Consider the following 17384-nt stretch of genomic DNA (forward strand, 5'->3'; position numbering starts at 1 on the left):
GCCTATGCAATTCCTGTCGCCCATTTGGTTTTTTGCTTTGGCCGCGCTGGCTATCCCGGTGCTGATACACCTGTGGAATATCCGGCCGGGCAAAACCTTAAAGGTAGGCAGCATAGCGCTTATAACAGAAGCATCTAAAAGCAGCAGGCGCAGTTTTAAGTTGCTGGATGTTGTGTTACTGCTATTACGCTGTTTGTTGCTGGCACTATTGGCCATTTATTTGGCGCAACCTGAGTGGCAAAAGTATATATCGGCACAAAAGGCAAAAGGCTGGGTACTTCTCCCGAAAGAAAATTTTAAGGAAACTTATCAAAAGTTTAAGCCAACGGTAGATGCGCTTAGCAAGGCAGGTCATGAGCTACATTTCTTTAACCAGGGTTTTGCAAAAACTGATACCGGTAAGCTCCCGGCAGATAAGGATACTATTAATGATATCAATTACTGGACATTGATCAAACGGTTAGATGACAGTGTGGCCAGCAACCGGCCGGTTTATGTTTTCACTCCAAATGGCGTTCAGCACTTTGTTGGCAACAAGCCCACAGTAAGGTTAAACCTGCATTGGCAAATTTACACACCAGCTGATTCTGTAAGCAGATGGATCGCTTCGGCATCATTTACCAATACAAACGCAATTAAAGTTGTTGAAGGTAACAGCAATCCATCAGCAACAACATTTACAACACGCTACATTCAAAATGGGAGTGATGCCATTCACAATATCCGAGTAGAAAACGGACGCACATTAATCAGTCTTAAAAACGACGATAATGATCCGGTTGTTGTGGATACATCCACCTTGCGGATAGCTGTTTATACAGACCAATATCAGTTAGATGCCCGATACCTTCAGGCTGCGTTAAGGGCGGCAGTAAGCTTTACCGGGCAAAAAGTTATCATTAAACAATATAATAGTTTTAATAGCATTCCTACGGGCCAAAGCTGGTTGTTTTGGTTGTCGGATAAGGCGGTTACCCATTTGCTAAAAAAATCGGCAAAAACCCTTTTCAGATATGCCCCGGGAAAGGTACAAAGTGTAAACTCCTGGATAGATCCCGGGCATCAGAAACTTTACAAACATATTGCTGGAAGAAATACAGGCGAAAAGGTATGGACAGATGGTTTCGGACAGCCGGTGTTAACCAAAGCCGGTAATGAATGTGCTTTTTACTCGCGCTTTAACCCTGTGTGGAGCGATCTGGTTTGGAGCGACGATTTCCCGGTGATGATATTAAAATTGCTTACTGATACATCTTACAACCAACCCTCAAAGTACGAGCGACGTATACTTACTAACCGCCAGATACAGCCGGAGGTAGTTAAACAGTTTATGCCGAAATCATCTTTACTCCAAAGCGAAAAAGCCGATATATCCAAATACTTCTGGCTGTTTATGGTGGGTGTATTTATCGCGGAACGCATAGTAGCGCATAGGAGAAGGGAGGCCATTAGTGGCTGAGCGTACGGCAATTCATATCATCAACAAACTGCGAAGGCGATGGATCGTGTACCATGTGCTGGAAGATGTTTTATTTTCAGCCTATGCCGGTTTATATATTGGTGCCCTGGGTTATTATCTGGTATCGCATACTATGCTATGGGGCATAGTTGCATTTGTGCTGGTTTTAGGTGCTCTTTTATTCATACACCGCCCATGGGCTATAGGTGATGATAGGATAGTTGCTTTCCTGAACAAACAATACCCTGAATTGGAAGAAAGCACTCACCTCATACTCTTACCTGCAGCGGAACGCAACGTGCTGGAATCATTGGCTGGTGCCAAAGCCGAAGAAGTATTAGGCGGCCTCAAGGTATCGCATAAGCCGTTTGCAAAGGGCTTTGTGGTAGCTTTTGTATCCCTGTTGATAGTCACGGGTTTTATATGGGCCTTAGGCAGGATCTTTCATGTAGACAGGATATTTTATGGGCCTGACAGACCAGTAGCTACCTGCGCCCCGGAAAAGCCGGAAGTAGTGTTACCGCAGATCAGTTCGGTTGAAATAACTATAACGCAGCCAGCGTACATCAGCACCCAAAAACTAAAGTGGAACAAGTTTAATATCACTGTAGCCGAGAATGCCATACTTTCATGGCGCATTAAAACAAATGTGGCGGTAAAAAACATGTCGCTGGTTTTTGATGATAAAGAGCTGTTAAAGCTTAGTAATCAAAATAATGGTACGGTATGGCAGGCTTCAAAAAAGATTGTGAAACCAGGCTTTTACCAGGTAAAACTGGATGGTAAGCTAAGCGATTTGTACCAGATACAGGTTATTAAAGATGCTCCGCCAGTAATTCACGTCAAATCGCCCAAAGCTTATACTTACATAGATGCCGGAGAGGCGCAAAAGGTAAACGTTACTGCCTCAGTCGACGATGATTATGGAGTAACCAACGCGCAATTGATTGCCACCGTAGCCAAAGGGCGGGGCGAAGGCGTTAAATTCACCGAATATAAAATACCTTTTGGTGCCAGCTTTGCACAACATACCACCAAGTACAACTTGCAAAAACTTATTGATCTGCCATCGCTAAAAATGGAGCCCGGAGATGAACTATATTTTTATGTACAGGCGCAGGATACTTATCACCAGCTGAGCCGTACGGATGTTTATACCGTTAGCATACAGGATACGGCCGAACTTTTAAGCATGAATGGTATGCTTACCGGATCAACACTTAAGCCGGAGTTTTTTAGGAGTGAGCGGCAGATCATCATCGATGCGGAAAAATTACTGAAAGACAAGGATAGTATATCGGTTGAAAAGTTCAACGCACGGAGTAATGATCTGGTGATAGATCAAAAGCTGTTGCGCCTGCGTTACGGCAAGTTTTTAGGCGAAGAAAGTGAAGATGCCATTGGCGCACCGGATAATGACCCGGCAGATCCGGCTGATTTCAGCAATGCGCAAAAGATTTTAAAAGAGTATACCGACGATCATGATAACGCCGAGGACGCAGGTTTTTTTGAGCCGGCTATAAAGGCACAGCTTAAAGCCACCCTAACCGAGATGTGGAAGGCCGAACTGCAACTGCGCCTGTACAAGCCACAAGCTGCTTTGCCCTTTGCCTACAAAGCATTGCGCCTGTTGAAGGACCTGCAGCAAAAATCGCGCTCGTATGTAGCAAAAACAGCCTATAACCCACCACCGCTTAAGCTGGAAAAACGGCTGAGTGGCGAACTGGATAAAGTTGTGCAGCCCCTGAACCAAGAAGAGATTAAACCCGGAACCGACAAATATGAATCGCTTAAAAGGGCGGTAGCGGTTTTGCAGGCATTGCAGCCCGGCAAAGCAGTGCCTGCGACCGATAGAATAATTCTGCAAAAGGCCAACCAGCAGATGAGCCAGCATGCATCGGCGCAGCCTGGTACTTACCTGCCGGCATTGAACGCCATGCGCAGGCTGCTATCAATGCAAAGTATAAACGCCAATGATGTAGCCTTGGTAGAAAAAGCGTTGCAACGAACGCTAACGCCATTGAAAACGCTCCCTGCTGCAGGGGCACAGCAGGCAGATATGGGTTTATCAAAACAATATTATAAAAACCTTAAACCGATTAACCGTTAATGCAGGCAGGCTGGACGTACATAGTAATTGTTACCTGCGTTATAATTGCGGCGATATTTATCTGGCTTGAAATTAAGCGGGCCAACAAATCGCGATTGATCTGGCGGGTAATGGCCGTGATCCTTGCTGTGGCAGCTTTGGCTTGTATTGCATTGCCATTAAAGTTTAGTCGTGTACTAAATATAGATACAGATAAAAAAGCCATTTTACTAACTCAGGGTTTTGATCCAGACAGCATTAAAGTACAGATAGGCACGGGAATATTTACACTGAATAAAGCGATAAAGAAGGAATATTCAAAAGCGCATCTAATAAGCAGTATCGGTAACATACCGCCAGGCGCAGCATTGCATGTTTATGGTTACGGGTTATCTTATCATGAACTTGAGCAGTTGAAAGAATCTCCTATTTCATTCCACCCATCAAGTGAGCCATCTGGCATCGCGCACGCCAGTTGGCCTGAATCTTTAAAAGCGGGTGATGCTTTAACCGTGCAGGGGATTTATAACAATACGTCGGCACAAAAGGTAAAGCTGGTTTTAAAGGGCCTGGCAACACCTTTGGATTCGGTTGTTATTCCGGCACAGTCGCGGCAAAGCTTTAAATTATCGGCCATACCTAAGTCAACGGGTAAGTTAATTTATCAGCTTTATGCAGATACTGCGCTGCAAGGCAGTATTCCGTTACAAGTTATACCTGCGAAGCCCCTCAATGTATTAATACTTTCGGCTTCGCCGGATTTTGAAACAAAGTTTTTAAAGAACTGGCTCGGCACAAATGGCTACGGCGTTGCACAGCGGACAGCCATCAGTAAAAATAAATTCAATACAGAATACATTAATCTGCAAAAAACAGCCATCAGCAGCCTGTCATCAGCTTCTTTAAGCAAATTCGACGTATTAATTGGCGACCTTTCAGTATTATCAAACCTGAGTGATGCCGAGGCTGCCGCATTAAAACAACAGGTTACTGATGCCGGCCTTGGCTTAATTGTCCGGGCAGACAGCACTGGCAAAAAGACTTGGCTGCAGTCAGAGTTTACGGTAGAAAATATTCAGGGAAAAGAACCGGCACCTTCGGCCATTATTATTGGTGGAGATCAAAGCAAATCTGCAAAGCTGACTACCGGCTCAGCTTACCTGGTTGAAAGGGAAGGTGTACAAACTTTGCTAAAAGCTAACAACCGTATATTGGCGGCTACTGCAATTGCAGGCTATGGTAAATTGATTTTTACAACGCTTAACAATACTTACAGCTGGATGCTGGCCGGTAACGAAAAAGATTATGCATCTGTCTGGACTACTATGCTGAACGCTGCATCTAAGAAAAAAACTGATGTACAAAGTGAGCTATCATTTAACAATCTGCCGGTTGTAAAGTCGCCAGTTCAAATACAATACAGGCAAAATACCGTATTGCCAATAAAAATAAACGACGAGCAATTTGCGCCGGCACAAAATCCGGCGATACCTTTTCAGTGGTCGGTTAATTATGAGCCAAAGCAATATGGCTGGCAAACGCTGAAAACCGGAGATCAGATATTAAACTGGTACGCCTATCCGCAGCAGGAGTGGAAAGCTGTACAGGCCTTGGAACGGATTGCGTCTACTAAAAAATATGCAGCATCACACCCCTTACATTCAATTGTAACAAAACAGATACATCAAAAAGTTCTGATTGATGTGCCTAAAATATATTTTTATATCCTGTTGCTTGCAGCATGTACTTTCCTTTGGGTGGAAACTAAATTTTCATAACCATAGTATCTTACTAATCCGTCATTCCCTTATAATGGGGCAATTTTTATTGGAGGACAAACTTTGAGAAGAAGAGATTTTATTTATTTAACCGGGTTTGGCGCGGGCGCATTTGCGTTGCCGTCGTTAAAAGGCTTTGGTAAAAGCATTGATGTGCAGCAGGCGCTGGAGGGCATTGATGTCCGCATGAAAAAACAACTGGCTGACGCGGGGCTTAACGCTGCAAAATCTGCAGGCGCAAGTTATGCTGATGTGCGCATAGGCCGTTACCTTAACCAGTTTGTTATTACCCGCGAGAACCGGGTGCTTAACGTAGCGAATACAGAGTCGTTTGGTGTTGGTATACGGGTAATAGCAAATGGTTGCTGGGGCTTCGCGGCTACTAACGAGGTAACTAAAGAAGGCATTGCCAAAACAGCGCAACGCGCGGTAGCAGTAGCAAAAGCTAATGCAAAGCTGGGCAGTGCACCTGTTCAGCTGGCGCCACAAAAAGGATACGGCGAGGTAAGCTGGAAAACGCCTATTGAGAAAAATGCCTTCGAGGTACCTATCAAAGAAAAGGTAGATCTATTGTTGGGCGCAAATGCCTCAGCTATATCCGGCGGGGCAAACTTTGTTAACTCCATGATATTTGCAGTAAACGAGCAAAAATACTTTGCTTCTACGGATGGCTCATATATCGACCAGGATGTACACCGCCTTTATCCGTCGTTTTCTGTTACCAAAATAGATTCCGCGTCAAATTCTTTCCAGACACGCCGTTCGCTAAGCTCGCCTGTAGGTATGGGTTACGAGTACCTTAGCCCGATTGATAGCGAAAAAGTAGCCGGCATTACGCCGCGGTACAAAAAGCGGTACGATATGATGGAGGATATAAAATTTGCCACCAAACAAGCTACTGAAAAGATCACGGCGAAAACAGTAGAACCGGGTAAATACGACCTGGTGCTCGATCCTTCGCACCTGTGGTTAACCATCCATGAGTCGGTAGGCCACCCTACTGAGCTTGACAGGGTGCTGGGCTATGAAGCCAACTTTGCAGGCACCAGTTTTCTTACTTTGGATAAATGGAAATCGGGCAAATTTAATTTCGGCAGTAAGAACGTAAATGTTGTAGGCGATAAAACCCAGGTGGGGTCATTAGGCGCCGTTGGGTACGATGATGAAGGTGTTGCCTGCAAAAAATGGGATATCATTAAGGATGGCGTATTAGTCAATTACCAGGCTATTCGTGATCAGGCGCATATCATTGGTCTTAACGAGTCGCAGGGATGTTGCTACGCGCAAAGCTGGCAGGATGTGCAGTTTCAGCGTATGCCGAATGTTTCATTACAGCCGGGCAAAACGCCACTGGCAGTAGACGATATGATCAAAAATGTTGAAAAAGGTATTTATATCATCGGCGACGGCTCCTTCTCTATCGACCAGCAACGCTATAACTTTCAGTTTGGCGGCCAATTATTTTACGAGATAAAGAACGGCAAGATTGCCGGTATGCTTAACGATGTGGCGTATCAGGCTAATAATCAGGAGTTCTGGAACTCATGCGTGGCGGTTTGCGATGAACGCGACTATCGCCTCGGCGGCTCATTTAATGATGGTAAAGGCCAGCCAAGCCAAAGCAGCGCGGTATCGCATGGTGCATCAACAGCAAGGTTTAATGGTGTTAACGTAATCAACACAAAAAGAAAGATCGGATAAGAATATGCCTATATATACTAAAGAACAAGCACAAGCTTTATTAAAGAAAGTATTGGCTTACTCAAAAGCCGATGAGTGTGAGGTAAGCCTGAGCGGAAGCGAAGGCGGTAACGTACGTTACGCTTTAAATGCTGTATCAACCGCAGGCGACATTAGCACAGATGGGCTGAGCGTTACAGCCGTTTATGGCAAAAAAGCAGGCTCGGCCACTATTGACCAGTTTGATGATGCCTCGTTAGAACGTGTTGTCCGCCGGGCGGAAGAGCTGGCACAACTGGCGCCAGAAAACCCGGAGTACATGCCCATGCTCGGGCCTTCAAACTTCAAAGAATCTATCGGATATAATGCTAATACCGCTGCCCTGACGCCCGAAAGCCGCGCCGAAATGGTAGGTAAAAGCTTGCAGGTCACCAAAGACGCTAAACTGAATGCGGCAGGGTTTTTAGAGAACTCAACAGGATTTTATGCTGTGGCTAATTCTAAAGGCTTGTTTGCTTATGATAAAAGCAGCGATGTTACTTTTTCGGTTACCACACGTAACGAAGCGGGTACCATTTCTGGCTATGCTGCAAAAGGGTTTACCGACGTTACCAAGCTGGACACCGCAGCGGCTACCCGTGTAGCCTGTATGAAAGCCAATGCATCTGCCAATCCTAAAGCTTTGGAACCTGGCAAGTACACGGTAATATTAGAGCCGGTTGCAGGCACTTACATGATGGAGAATATGTTTCGCTTTGATGCCCGCAGCGCCGAGGAAGGCCGCAGCTTTTTAAGCAAAAAAGGTGGTGGCACCCGCTTGGGTGAGCAACTGGTAGATCCGAAAGTGACCATTTATTCTGATCCGTTCAACCCTGACCTGCCATCATCAACGTGGACAGGCGAGGGCCTGCCCCGTGAAAAAACATTGTGGATTGATAAAGGCGTGGTGAAAAACCTGTCATATTCACGCTACTGGGCTCAAAAGAAAGGCGTACAACCGCTGCCTGGACCGGGCAATATTATTATGGAGGGTGGCGATGCTACACTGGAAGACCTGATAAAAAGTACTGAACGTGGCATATTGGTATCAAGACTCTGGTACATTCGTATGGTCGACCCGCAATCATTGTTGCTGACCGGTCTCACCCGTGATGGTACATTTTATATTGAGAATGGTAAAATCATGTTCCCGGTAAAAAACTTCAGGTTTAACGAAAGCCCTGTCATCATGCTGAATAACCTGGAAGCCTTAGGTAAAACCGAACGCAGCATAAGCGTAGAAAGCTACCGCAGTTACATGATACCACCTATGAAAATACGCGATTTTACTTTTAGCTCCCTATCAGACGCGGTATAATCTGTAGCTGAGTCTGGTATTTTATAACGTCATTGCCTTAAGGGTGATGACGTTTTTGTTTCTTTGCCCATCTGAATCTTGACGCTATGCAAAACTTTCCTGTAAGTAATTCTACTCTTTCTGCCGGCCCGGTAGGTTTGTTTGTACAACAAAAGTTCAACCTTAGTAATGTAACCTGCAAACTGTTAAAAACTGGTATCAATCACAGTTACTTAATTACAAGTGGCGATAGCCGGTATGTATTCAGAATTTATAGTCTGAACTGGCGTACTACCAAAGAGATAGAAGAGGAGATAAGGCTGCTTAATTTGCTGCACAGGAACGCAGTTCCGGTTTCTTATCCGGTTGCAGATGCTGAAGGGGGCTATATTCAATATTTACCTGCGCCAGAGGGTATGCGTTATGGTGTGTTATTTTCATTTGCAGAGGGCGAAAAACATCTCAACTTTTCGGCAGATCTGCATTTTAAAGTAGGCCAGACCATGGCTAAAATGCATCAAACCGTGCAGGGATTACAACTTGACAGAGTTACTTATACGCCAGAGGTTTTGCTGCAAGATTCATTTAAGCACTTAAAGCAATTTTTACCCGAAGAAAGCGACGAGTTTCAATGGATGTTATCTACGCAACTATACCTGCTGAATGAGTTGCATAAGGCCGATGTTACAAGTTTGCGAAAAGGTGCAGTTCATCTGGATATATGGTTTGATAACTTCAACATTAGCAAAGCAGGAGATATCACTTTGTTTGATTTTGATTTTTGTGGTAATGGCTGGCTTTGCCTTGATATAGCTTACTATGTTTTGCAATTGCACAGTACCGAGAAGGCAGAAAACGAACGTAATGAGAAGCTGCGAAGCTTTTTTGCCGGTTACGAAACTCTATTGCCTATTAGCGCCGAAGAACGAAGATTACTGCCGGCCTTGGGTGTAAGCCTGTATTTCTTTTATCTTGGCGTACAATCCCAGCGTTTTGATAACTGGTCGAACGTATTTTTAAATGAAACTTATCTTAAGCGCTTTATTAACCTGTTGGTGAAAAATTATTTTGACAAGCAAATTATTGCCATCACGTCATAACGCTGTTTATTTTTATCTTTTATTAATTACAGGCTTACCTTTTGCGGTGAACTTTGTTATAAAATAAAAATTATCATGGCAAAGGTATTTATTACAGGGTCGGCAGATGGGCTGGGCCGTATGGCGGCCGAATTGCTGGTTAAAGAGGGGCATCAGGTGGTTTTACACGCACGTAATAAGCATAGAGGGCAGGAAGCTATGGCGGCTGTGCCAGGTGCTGAAACTGTAGTATGCGGCGACTTATCCAGCATCGCTGAGACTAAGCAAGTTGCAACCGCTGTAAATAAGCTGGGTAAGTTTGATGCCGTTATACATAATGCGGGTGTAGGCTACCGCGAAAGGGAGCGTATAAACACTGCGGACGGTCTGCCGCATGTATTTGCCGTAAACAGCCTGGCGCCATATATATTAACCTGCCTTATCCAAAAACCTAAACGGCTGATCTATCTAAGCTCTGGTTTGCACCGTGAAGGAGACGAAACATTAAAGGACCTAGAATGGAAAACGCGGCCCTGGAGCGGATATAATGCTTACGCCGACTCAAAACTGCACGATGTTATCCTGGCCTTTGCCATGGCCCGCAAGTGGCCCGGGGTTTACTCCAACGCTATAGAGCCGGGATGGGTTGCCACAAAGATGGGTGGGCCTGGTGCCCCGGATAGTTTAGAGGAGGCACCAAAAACGCAGGTGTGGCTGGCTACAAGCGAGGATTTTGAGGCGATGACTACAGGCAGGTACTTTTTTCATAAAAAAGTACGTACGTTTCACCCGGCTGCAGGCAGGGTGGATGTGCAGGAGAGATTTTTGAAAGAATGCGAACGCTTGTCGGGCGTGAAATTTCCAATATAAAAACTACAAAAATGAACGAAACAAAGATTGGCTGGATAGGCCTTGGTTTGATGGGTAACCCCATGTCGCAACAACTATTAAAAGCAGGTTATCCGCTTACCGTATACAATCGAAATAAAGACAAAGAAGCCGGCTTAAAAGAACAAGGCGCTTCCGCTGCCGCTACCCCAAAGGAGCTTTTGCAGCAAACAGATGTAATCATAGTCATGGTGACGGATGATAAGGCTATCCGCGATATTTTTGAAGGAGAGGACGGCCTGCTTAATGCGGAAGCAGTCGGCAAGATCATAGTTAACATGAGTACGGTGTCGCCTGCTATCAGTAAAGAGATGGCTGCTAAATGCCAGGAAATTGGTTTGAAATATCTGGATGCACCGGTATCGGGAAGTGTTAAGCAGGCTGAAACTGCGCAGCTGGTAATAATGGTTGGCGGCGATGGTGAAGTTTTTGAAACTGTTAAACCCATGCTGGAAACAATGGGTAAAATGGCTGTTAATGTAGGCCAAACCGGCGCGGGTAATGCGGCTAAGCTGGCCATAAACACCCTGTTAAGCTTTTATACACAAGGCCTTGCAGAAGCGGTGATATTAGCAAAAAACAACGGAATAGAACCTGCCACTTTGTTGAACTTGCTGGGGAATGCCGCAATAGCTAACCCTTACACTAAACTCAAAGGCGAGTCAATCATCAGCAATAATTTTAAGGCAGCTTTCAGTTTAAAAAATATAGTTAAAGACTTGAAGTTATCGCGTGATATTGGCCTTACAACACCGCTTGGCGAAGCAGCCCTGAAAACTTTTGAAGCTGCCAGCGCTAATTTTGGTGACGAGGACCTGATAGCCATCTACAAATATCTTAATACACAGCGCGGTTAATCACCGCGCTTTTTCTTTAGCGTATAAGAGGGTTTGTTCGATTGGATACGCTCCGAATCATCGTAAAGGTTGAGGGTTTTTTTATGTATGATAAATGAGTAGGACTTCTGCTCCTTACTATCAGGATTAAATATGATTTCGTCGTGGCTTCGGTCCGGATTTAAAACCATGTCGTTTTGCACCAGGTAAGTGTTTAACCTATCAAGCCCGGTCACTTTGCCATCCGCGTAAAAGGTTGCCTTAATGGGTTTTCCATTTGCATCTTTCCCTTCATACGTACCTGATAAAATGGCCTCGTTAATCATATAAGTCATACCATACGATGGGTTGTTCATCTGTTTATTATCAGCAGCTCTGATGTACTGGGCAGAATTGGTTTCATTGGTCCGGGGATTGTAGTTATAGATGATAAGCGTGGTGTCGTTATTTTTGATCTTATAACTTAGCTCATCATCCCCTAAAACAATAGTGGTGGTATTTCTACCTGGCTCAAATTTCAGGGTTAGGTTTTTTCCTTCGTGATTATTCCAAATAACCGGTATGCTTATACTGCTTCCTTTTAGTTTAGCAGTATCAATATACATCGCTGTAATGCCTTTGCCTTTTTCAACCGCAGCCAGTGGCGACTTGCTTTTCTTTACTTTTTTGATGTAATCTTTCTTAACCCAAACGCCATTGATAACCGGTTTGAATTGCTGTATTAATGCAGGCGACTGGTTGAGCCGCTTTTGGTTTTGACCAGACTGATCTGAATTGCAGGAGCAAAGCGCAATTAAAGGAAATATGATGAGCAGAAATTGCTTCATGGTGTTCATACTTGGGTATTTTCCTAATATAAATTAATGAAAGCAATAACTATGCAGGAAAGTTAATTAATTGCGTACATCACCACAGTTAAAAACATCTTTCGTAAATTTGCATAAATTAATTCCACCGCTGTATGGATGCTGATGCCGTTAAGATGCTGCCCGGTCGTTATTGTAACTCGTTAACAGAATATTCCCGTTTTGTGACCCGCGAGGTTTTCATTGGTGATGTACCAATGGGTGGCAGTAACCCTATACGTATACAAAGCATGACCACTACCGATACCATGGATACCATTGGTACGGTTGAGCAAACCATCCGTATGGTTGATGCCGGTTGCGAATATGTGCGGATCACAGCGCCAAGCATTAAAGAAGCCAATAACCTGGCCGAAATTAAAAAGCAATTGCGTATGCGCGGTTGCAATGTGCCTTTGGTTGCCGATATACATTTCACGCCAAATGCGGCAGAGGTTGCAGCCCGTATCGTCGAAAAGGTACGCGTTAACCCCGGCAACTATGCCGATAAGAAAAAGTTTGACCAGATAGATTATACCGACCTGGAGTACCGTGCCGAACTTGAGCGCATATTCCAAAAATTTGCGCCCCTTGTAAAGGTTTGTAAAGAATACGGTACCGCTATGCGTATAGGCACTAATCACGGCTCGCTGAGCGACCGTATCATGAGCCGCTATGGCGATACTCCACAGGGTATGGTTGAAAGCGCTATGGAATTTATCCGCATGTGCGAAACCCTGGGCTACTATAACCTTGTAGTTTCCATGAAAAGCAGCAACCCGCAGGTGATGGTACAGGCCTATCGTTTACTGGTGGAAACCATGGTGGCCGAAGGCATGAATTACCCTTTGCACCTTGGTGTTACCGAAGCCGGTGACGGCGAAGACGGCCGCATTAAATCGGCAGTGGGTATTGGTACTTTACTGGAAGATGGCCTTGGCGATACCGTTCGTGTATCATTAACCGAAGAGCCCGAAGCAGAAGCACCCGTTGCCATTGCGCTGGTGAATAGATATACTAAACGAAAAGCTGAAAGCGTAAAGCTTAAAGTAAAACAGGATGAACTTCCAGCTTACAACTTTGGTCTTTCAGCTCACTCCCCATATGAATACAGAAAACGCGAAACTTACGAGGCCAATGCCTTCATAGGAGGGCATATGGTACCAAGGGTGGTGGTGGATCTGTCGAAGGCTAATTTAAAAGATCCGGCGGTGTTAAATGATGCCGGGTATATTTATTCGCCGATACTGGATAAATACAACATGGCCGAGCAATCGGTAGATTTTGTGTTTATGGGCGATAGCTTGCCCTCATTCAATATGCCGGGTAACTTAAGGCAATTATATAACTATAATACATGGCTGGCGCTGGCCAATAAAACGCTTTGCCACCCGGTATTTACGCTTGCAGAATATGTAGCGGCAGATGCCAACCGTTCATCGGCACTTAACCTGGTACGCATAACACATGCCGACCTGGATAGCGAGGCCTTAGGTTTGATACCGCTCGACCACTCACTGGTTTTTGTACTGGAAACAAACGAATTGCATGGCATGGCCGACCAGCGCAGCTTCTTTATGAAACTGCAGGAAATGGAACTTGATGTGCCGGTGATAGTAAAAAGGAGCTATGTATTTGAAAGCCAGGAGTCGGAAGCCGGAAAGTCCGAAGGAAATCTAATATCTCAAATCTCAAATCTCACATCTAACCTGCAACTTTATGCGGCAACAGACTTAGGGGCGCTGCTTGTTGATGGTTTTGGTGATGGGATATGGATAGATGCTCCCGAACTGCCGCTGGCGCCAATTACATCAACTGCTTTTGGCATTTTACAGGCCACACGCTCACGCATTTCAAAAACAGAATACATATCCTGCCCAAGCTGCGGCCGCACGTTGTTTGATCTGATGATCACTACCCAAATGATACGCAGCAGGACCAGCCATCTTAAAGGCTTAAAAATTGGTATAATGGGCTGTATTGTTAACGGCCCCGGCGAAATGGCTGATGCCGATTACGGGTATGTTGGCTCAGGCCCGGATAAAATAACGCTCTACCGTGGTAAAGAAGTGGTAAAGAAAAACGTAAATACCGATAATGCACTGGATGAACTAATAGATATCATCAAAAGCGATGGTAACTGGATAGAACCGGTTTAAAAAAGTTTCTTAGCTCAAAGCAATTATTAGCCTCCATCACCATAGACTTTTCCTGCCAACCTGTCACCGAAAAGTAAGGTGTGTATGACTGTTTGTAACCTCTCTGACATCATTTTATATAAATATCTGCCAAAAATATATTGGCACAGGCATTGATAAATAGCAGGAGGAAACAAACACTAATTAAAAAATAATCAATCATAATATGTCTAAAATAATTGGAATTGACTTAGGAACAACAAACTCCTGTGTAGCTGTAATGGAAGGTAACGAGCCTGTAGTTATTGCTAACAGCGAGGGAAAACGTACTACGCCATCCGTTGTAGCTTTTGTAAACGATGGCGAGCGTAAAGTAGGTGATCCTGCAAAGCGCCAGGCTATTACAAACCCTACAAAAACTATTTATTCTATCAAACGCTTTATGGGCAACCAGTTCAACGAGGTTACAAAAGAAGTTGAACGTGTACCTTATAATGTGGTAAAAGGCGATAACAACACCCCACGTGTTGAAATTGGCGACCGTAAATATACTCCGCAGGAAATTTCTGCCATGATTCTTCAAAAAATGAAGAAAACCGCTGAAGATTTCATCGGATCTGAAGTTACTGAAGCAGTTATTACCGTGCCTGCTTACTTTAACGATGCGCAGCGCCAGGCTACTAAAGAGGCCGGTGAAATTGCAGGTTTAAAAGTTCGCCGTATCATTAACGAGCCTACTGCTGCTGCCCTTGCTTACGGCTTGGATAAAGCACATAAGGACATGAAGATCGTAGTGTTCGACTGCGGTGGCGGTACGCATGACGTATCTGTACTGGAATTGGGCGATGGCGTTTTCGAAGTAAAATCAACCGACGGTGATACTCATCTTGGTGGTGACGACTTCGACCAGGTAATAATCGACTGGCTGGCTGATGAGTTTAAGAGCGAAGAAGGTATTGATCTTCGTCAGGACCCAATGGCGCTGCAACGTTTAAAAGAATCTGCAGAGAAAGCTAAGATCGAATTATCAAGCTCTACTCAAACCGAGATCAACCTGCCATACATTACAGCCGGTGCATCAGGTCCTAAGCACCTGGTTAAAACTTTAAGCCGTGCTAAATTTGAGCAACTGGCAGATAGCCTGATCAAACGTACTATCGATCCATGTAAAACTGCTTTGAAAAATGCAGGCTACAGCGCATCAGATATCGACGAGATCATCCTTGTAGGTGGTTCAACCCGTATCCCTGCAATACAGGATGCCGTTCAGAAATTCTTTGGTAAAGCTCCTTCAAAAGGTGTTAATCCAGATGAGGTTGTGGCTATAGGTGCTGCAATACAAGGTGGGGTATTAACCGGCGAAGTGAAAGATGTGTTATTGTTAGATGTTACCCCGCTTTCATTAGGTATTGAAACTATGGGTGGTGTAATGACCAAGCTGATCGAATCAAACACAACCATTCCAACCAAAAAGTCTGAAACCTTTTCAACCGCATCTGATAATCAGCCATCAGTTGAGATACATATATTACAAGGTGAGCGCCCAATGGCTTCACAAAACCGTACAATAGGCCGTTTCCACCTGGATGGTATACCACCAGCACCTCGTGGCGTACCTCAGATCGAAGTTACTTTTGATATTGATGCTAACGGTATATTACACGTATCTGCTAAAGATAAGGCTACCGGTAAAGAGCAAAAGATCCGTATCGAAGCTTCTTCAGGCTTAACCGATGCTGAGATCAAGAAGATGAAAGAAGAAGCAGAGGCTAATGCTGATGCTGATAAAAAAGCAAAAGAAGAAGTTGAAAAACTTAACGGCGCTGATGCTTTGATCTTCTCTACCGAGAAACAGCTTAAAGAATACGGAGACAAGATACCTGCTGACAAAAAAGCGCCTATTGAAGCCGGTTTGGAAAAACTGAAAGCTGCTTACTCTGCTAAAAATCTTTCAGACATAGAAACAGCACAGGCTGAGTTGAACACAGCATGGACTGCCGCTTCTGAAGATATGTACAAAGCATCTGCAGAGGCTGGTCAGCAGCCAGGTGCTGATGCAGGAGAAGCCGCAGGCAACCAGGCAGGCAATGCCGATAACGTAACTGATGTTGACTTTGAAGAAGTTAAATAATCAGTTCTCCTGATAGATAAAAAGCCGGTACAATTTAGTTGTACCGGCTTTTTTATTATAAGTCTTTGCGCACAAAGTTGTTAATGGCGATGATGAGCTTTCGGCGGCCGTTACCATATATATCCAGAAATAAAAAATGCCCGGCATTTGGCATGGTTATTTTCTTTTTTACAATGCCGGCAGGCAGTTCGTTAAAGTAAGTTTCCAAATCAATTGGGCGCGACCAAAAGTCATTTTCGCCCCTTATGAGCAGCGTGGGTACTGCAATATCTTTAGCATCCCAATACTTTTTTCCATTGGCCATGTAAAAACTTTCTTTCCTGAAACCTCCGGGCACCTTAAGCAAATGCTCAGTGTTAAAACTTACCGCGGTTTTTGCAAATGATTTGATAACCGCCGAGTCTGCTTTTATAGTTGTATCGGCGTTTGTACCAGTGCCCCATATATTAATCATGGCCTGCTCATCAGACTGACGCATTACAGGGATGGAATTATTGAATTTTAAAGAATCTACAGGGTCTGCAAATGCTTGGTTAAAAATCCACGGTGACTTTACCCCGTACAGGCTATTCAATATTATTAAATGAGAAACCTTTTCGTTATGCAGCGTAGTGTAGTAAGATGCCCAATGCCCGCCCGTGGCCCATCCGAATAGATTGATCTTTTTGCCGGGATTGTCTTTTAAAATGTAGCTGACAACAGCATCGATATCTGCAGCTGCCTCCTGGCATGAACCTGCGACCAACGCTGTATCGTTAAGCGGGTAGGCCGGCGCTGTAGAGCGTTCCCAGCCGCGGATGTTCATCAGGTAAACCGCGAAGCCTGCATCAGAAAGAGCCTTGCCAAATGAAGCATCGTCGGGAGTTTCAAGGTCAAACGAAGTAATAGCACCAGTGCCGCCGTGTACTAAAAGTATCGGAATCTTTTTACGTGATGAATAAATGTTCTCGGTAATTTTACGTACCTGTAACTGCAACGGTCCGTTCTGTACAAAAAATTCAGTAGTAGTGTAGTGGCTTTGAGCCATTACAGGCACCGTAGATATGGATATAAAAGCAAGGAATAAGAGAACAGACCATTTAAAAAGCATTCGCTAAAATAATCATCTTAATCCCTGCTTGTTGT

At 44.5% G+C, this 17384-nt stretch carries 12 protein-coding genes; 10 read left to right on the forward strand and 2 right to left on the reverse strand.

Going from position 1 to position 17384, the window contains the following annotated elements:
* Positions 1 to 4: 4 nt before the first annotated feature.
* The 8 genes from ACFQZX_RS06515 (at position 5) to ACFQZX_RS06550 (ending at position 11166) form a co-directional block, all read left to right on the forward strand.
* Positions 5 to 1459, forward strand: coding sequence for a BatA domain-containing protein (locus ACFQZX_RS06515; protein WP_377112827.1), 1455 nt, complete (start codon positions 5 to 7; stop codon positions 1457 to 1459).
* Positions 1452 to 3569: a DUF4175 family protein gene (locus ACFQZX_RS06520; RefSeq protein ID WP_377112830.1), complete on the forward strand. Its 2118-nt coding sequence runs from the start codon at positions 1452 to 1454 to the stop codon at positions 3567 to 3569. Before ACFQZX_RS06515 ends, ACFQZX_RS06520 begins: the two co-directional genes overlap by 8 nt.
* Complete coding sequence (locus ACFQZX_RS06525; RefSeq protein WP_377112833.1) at positions 3569 to 5326, forward strand: hypothetical protein; 1758 nt, start codon at positions 3569 to 3571, stop codon at positions 5324 to 5326. The genes ACFQZX_RS06520 and ACFQZX_RS06525 overlap by 1 nt, the downstream gene beginning before the upstream one ends.
* A gap of 63 nt (positions 5327 to 5389) precedes the next feature.
* Positions 5390 to 7027, forward strand: a complete 1638-nt coding sequence (locus ACFQZX_RS06530; protein WP_377112836.1) for a TldD/PmbA family protein — start codon at positions 5390 to 5392, stop codon at positions 7025 to 7027.
* A 4-nt stretch (positions 7028 to 7031) separates the two neighbouring features.
* Positions 7032 to 8363 carry a TldD/PmbA family protein gene (locus tag ACFQZX_RS06535; RefSeq protein ID WP_377112839.1) on the forward strand — a complete coding sequence of 444 codons (1332 nt, stop codon included), beginning with the start codon at positions 7032 to 7034 and terminating at the stop codon, positions 8361 to 8363.
* Between the two features lie 86 nt (positions 8364 to 8449).
* On the forward strand, positions 8450 to 9442 hold the full coding sequence (locus ACFQZX_RS06540) for a phosphotransferase enzyme family protein (RefSeq protein ID WP_377112842.1): 993 nt from the start codon (positions 8450 to 8452) through the stop codon (positions 9440 to 9442).
* A gap of 75 nt (positions 9443 to 9517) precedes the next feature.
* The gene (locus ACFQZX_RS06545; RefSeq protein ID WP_377112844.1) at positions 9518 to 10291 is read left to right on the forward strand and encodes an SDR family NAD(P)-dependent oxidoreductase; all 774 of its coding nucleotides are present in this window, start codon (positions 9518 to 9520) and stop codon (positions 10289 to 10291) included.
* Positions 10292 to 10302: 11 nt separating this feature from the next.
* Complete coding sequence (locus tag ACFQZX_RS06550; protein WP_377112846.1) at positions 10303 to 11166, forward strand: NAD(P)-dependent oxidoreductase; 864 nt, start codon at positions 10303 to 10305, stop codon at positions 11164 to 11166.
* On the opposite strand, the gene ACFQZX_RS06555 is transcribed toward ACFQZX_RS06550, so the two are convergent.
* The gene (locus ACFQZX_RS06555) at positions 11163 to 11972 is read right to left on the reverse strand and encodes a hypothetical protein (RefSeq protein ID WP_377112848.1); all 810 of its coding nucleotides are present in this window, start codon (positions 11970 to 11972) and stop codon (positions 11163 to 11165) included. The genes ACFQZX_RS06550 and ACFQZX_RS06555 overlap by 4 nt on opposite strands.
* Before the next feature lie 134 nt (positions 11973 to 12106).
* Here ACFQZX_RS06555 and ispG point away from each other — a divergent pair, with 134 nt between their 5' ends.
* Positions 12107 to 14149 (forward strand): (E)-4-hydroxy-3-methylbut-2-enyl-diphosphate synthase, encoded by a 2043-nt coding sequence (gene ispG, locus ACFQZX_RS06560; protein ID WP_377112850.1) that lies wholly within the window; start codon positions 12107 to 12109, stop codon positions 14147 to 14149.
* 205 nt (positions 14150 to 14354) lie between these two features.
* Positions 14355 to 16259, forward strand: a complete 1905-nt coding sequence (gene dnaK, locus ACFQZX_RS06565) for a molecular chaperone DnaK (RefSeq protein WP_377112852.1) — start codon at positions 14355 to 14357, stop codon at positions 16257 to 16259.
* A 55-nt stretch (positions 16260 to 16314) separates the two neighbouring features.
* Here the strand turns inward: dnaK and ACFQZX_RS06570 are convergent, their stop codons facing one another.
* Entirely contained in the window at positions 16315 to 17349 is a 1035-nt protein-coding gene (locus tag ACFQZX_RS06570; protein ID WP_377112854.1) for an alpha/beta hydrolase, read from the reverse strand.
* Between the last annotated feature and the right edge of the window lie 35 nt (positions 17350 to 17384).

This window comes from Mucilaginibacter litoreus (assembly GCF_042676805.1).
GTDB classification, from domain to species: domain Bacteria; phylum Bacteroidota; class Bacteroidia; order Sphingobacteriales; family Sphingobacteriaceae; genus Mucilaginibacter; species Mucilaginibacter litoreus.

Excerpts from the sequence above, each read along its gene's own strand:
- ACFQZX_RS06570 (WP_377112854.1), bottom strand. The coding sequence starts at position 17,349 with ATGCTTTTTAAATGGTCTGTTCTCTTATTCCTTGCTTTTATATCCATA.
- ACFQZX_RS06535 (WP_377112839.1), top strand. The coding sequence starts at position 7,032 with ATGCCTATATATACTAAAGAACAAGCACAAGCTTTATTAAAGAAAGTA.
- dnaK (WP_377112852.1), top strand. The coding sequence starts at position 14,355 with ATGTCTAAAATAATTGGAATTGACTTAGGAACAACAAACTCCTGTGTA.
- ispG (WP_377112850.1), top strand. The coding sequence starts at position 12,107 with ATGGATGCTGATGCCGTTAAGATGCTGCCCGGTCGTTATTGTAACTCG.
- ACFQZX_RS06545 (WP_377112844.1), top strand. The coding sequence starts at position 9,518 with ATGGCAAAGGTATTTATTACAGGGTCGGCAGATGGGCTGGGCCGTATG.
- ACFQZX_RS06540 (WP_377112842.1), top strand. The coding sequence starts at position 8,450 with ATGCAAAACTTTCCTGTAAGTAATTCTACTCTTTCTGCCGGCCCGGTA.
- ACFQZX_RS06515 (WP_377112827.1), top strand. The coding sequence starts at position 5 with ATGCAATTCCTGTCGCCCATTTGGTTTTTTGCTTTGGCCGCGCTGGCT.
- ACFQZX_RS06555 (WP_377112848.1), bottom strand. The coding sequence starts at position 11,972 with ATGAAGCAATTTCTGCTCATCATATTTCCTTTAATTGCGCTTTGCTCC.
- ACFQZX_RS06550 (WP_377112846.1), top strand. The coding sequence starts at position 10,303 with ATGAACGAAACAAAGATTGGCTGGATAGGCCTTGGTTTGATGGGTAAC.
- ACFQZX_RS06525 (WP_377112833.1), top strand. The coding sequence starts at position 3,569 with ATGCAGGCAGGCTGGACGTACATAGTAATTGTTACCTGCGTTATAATT.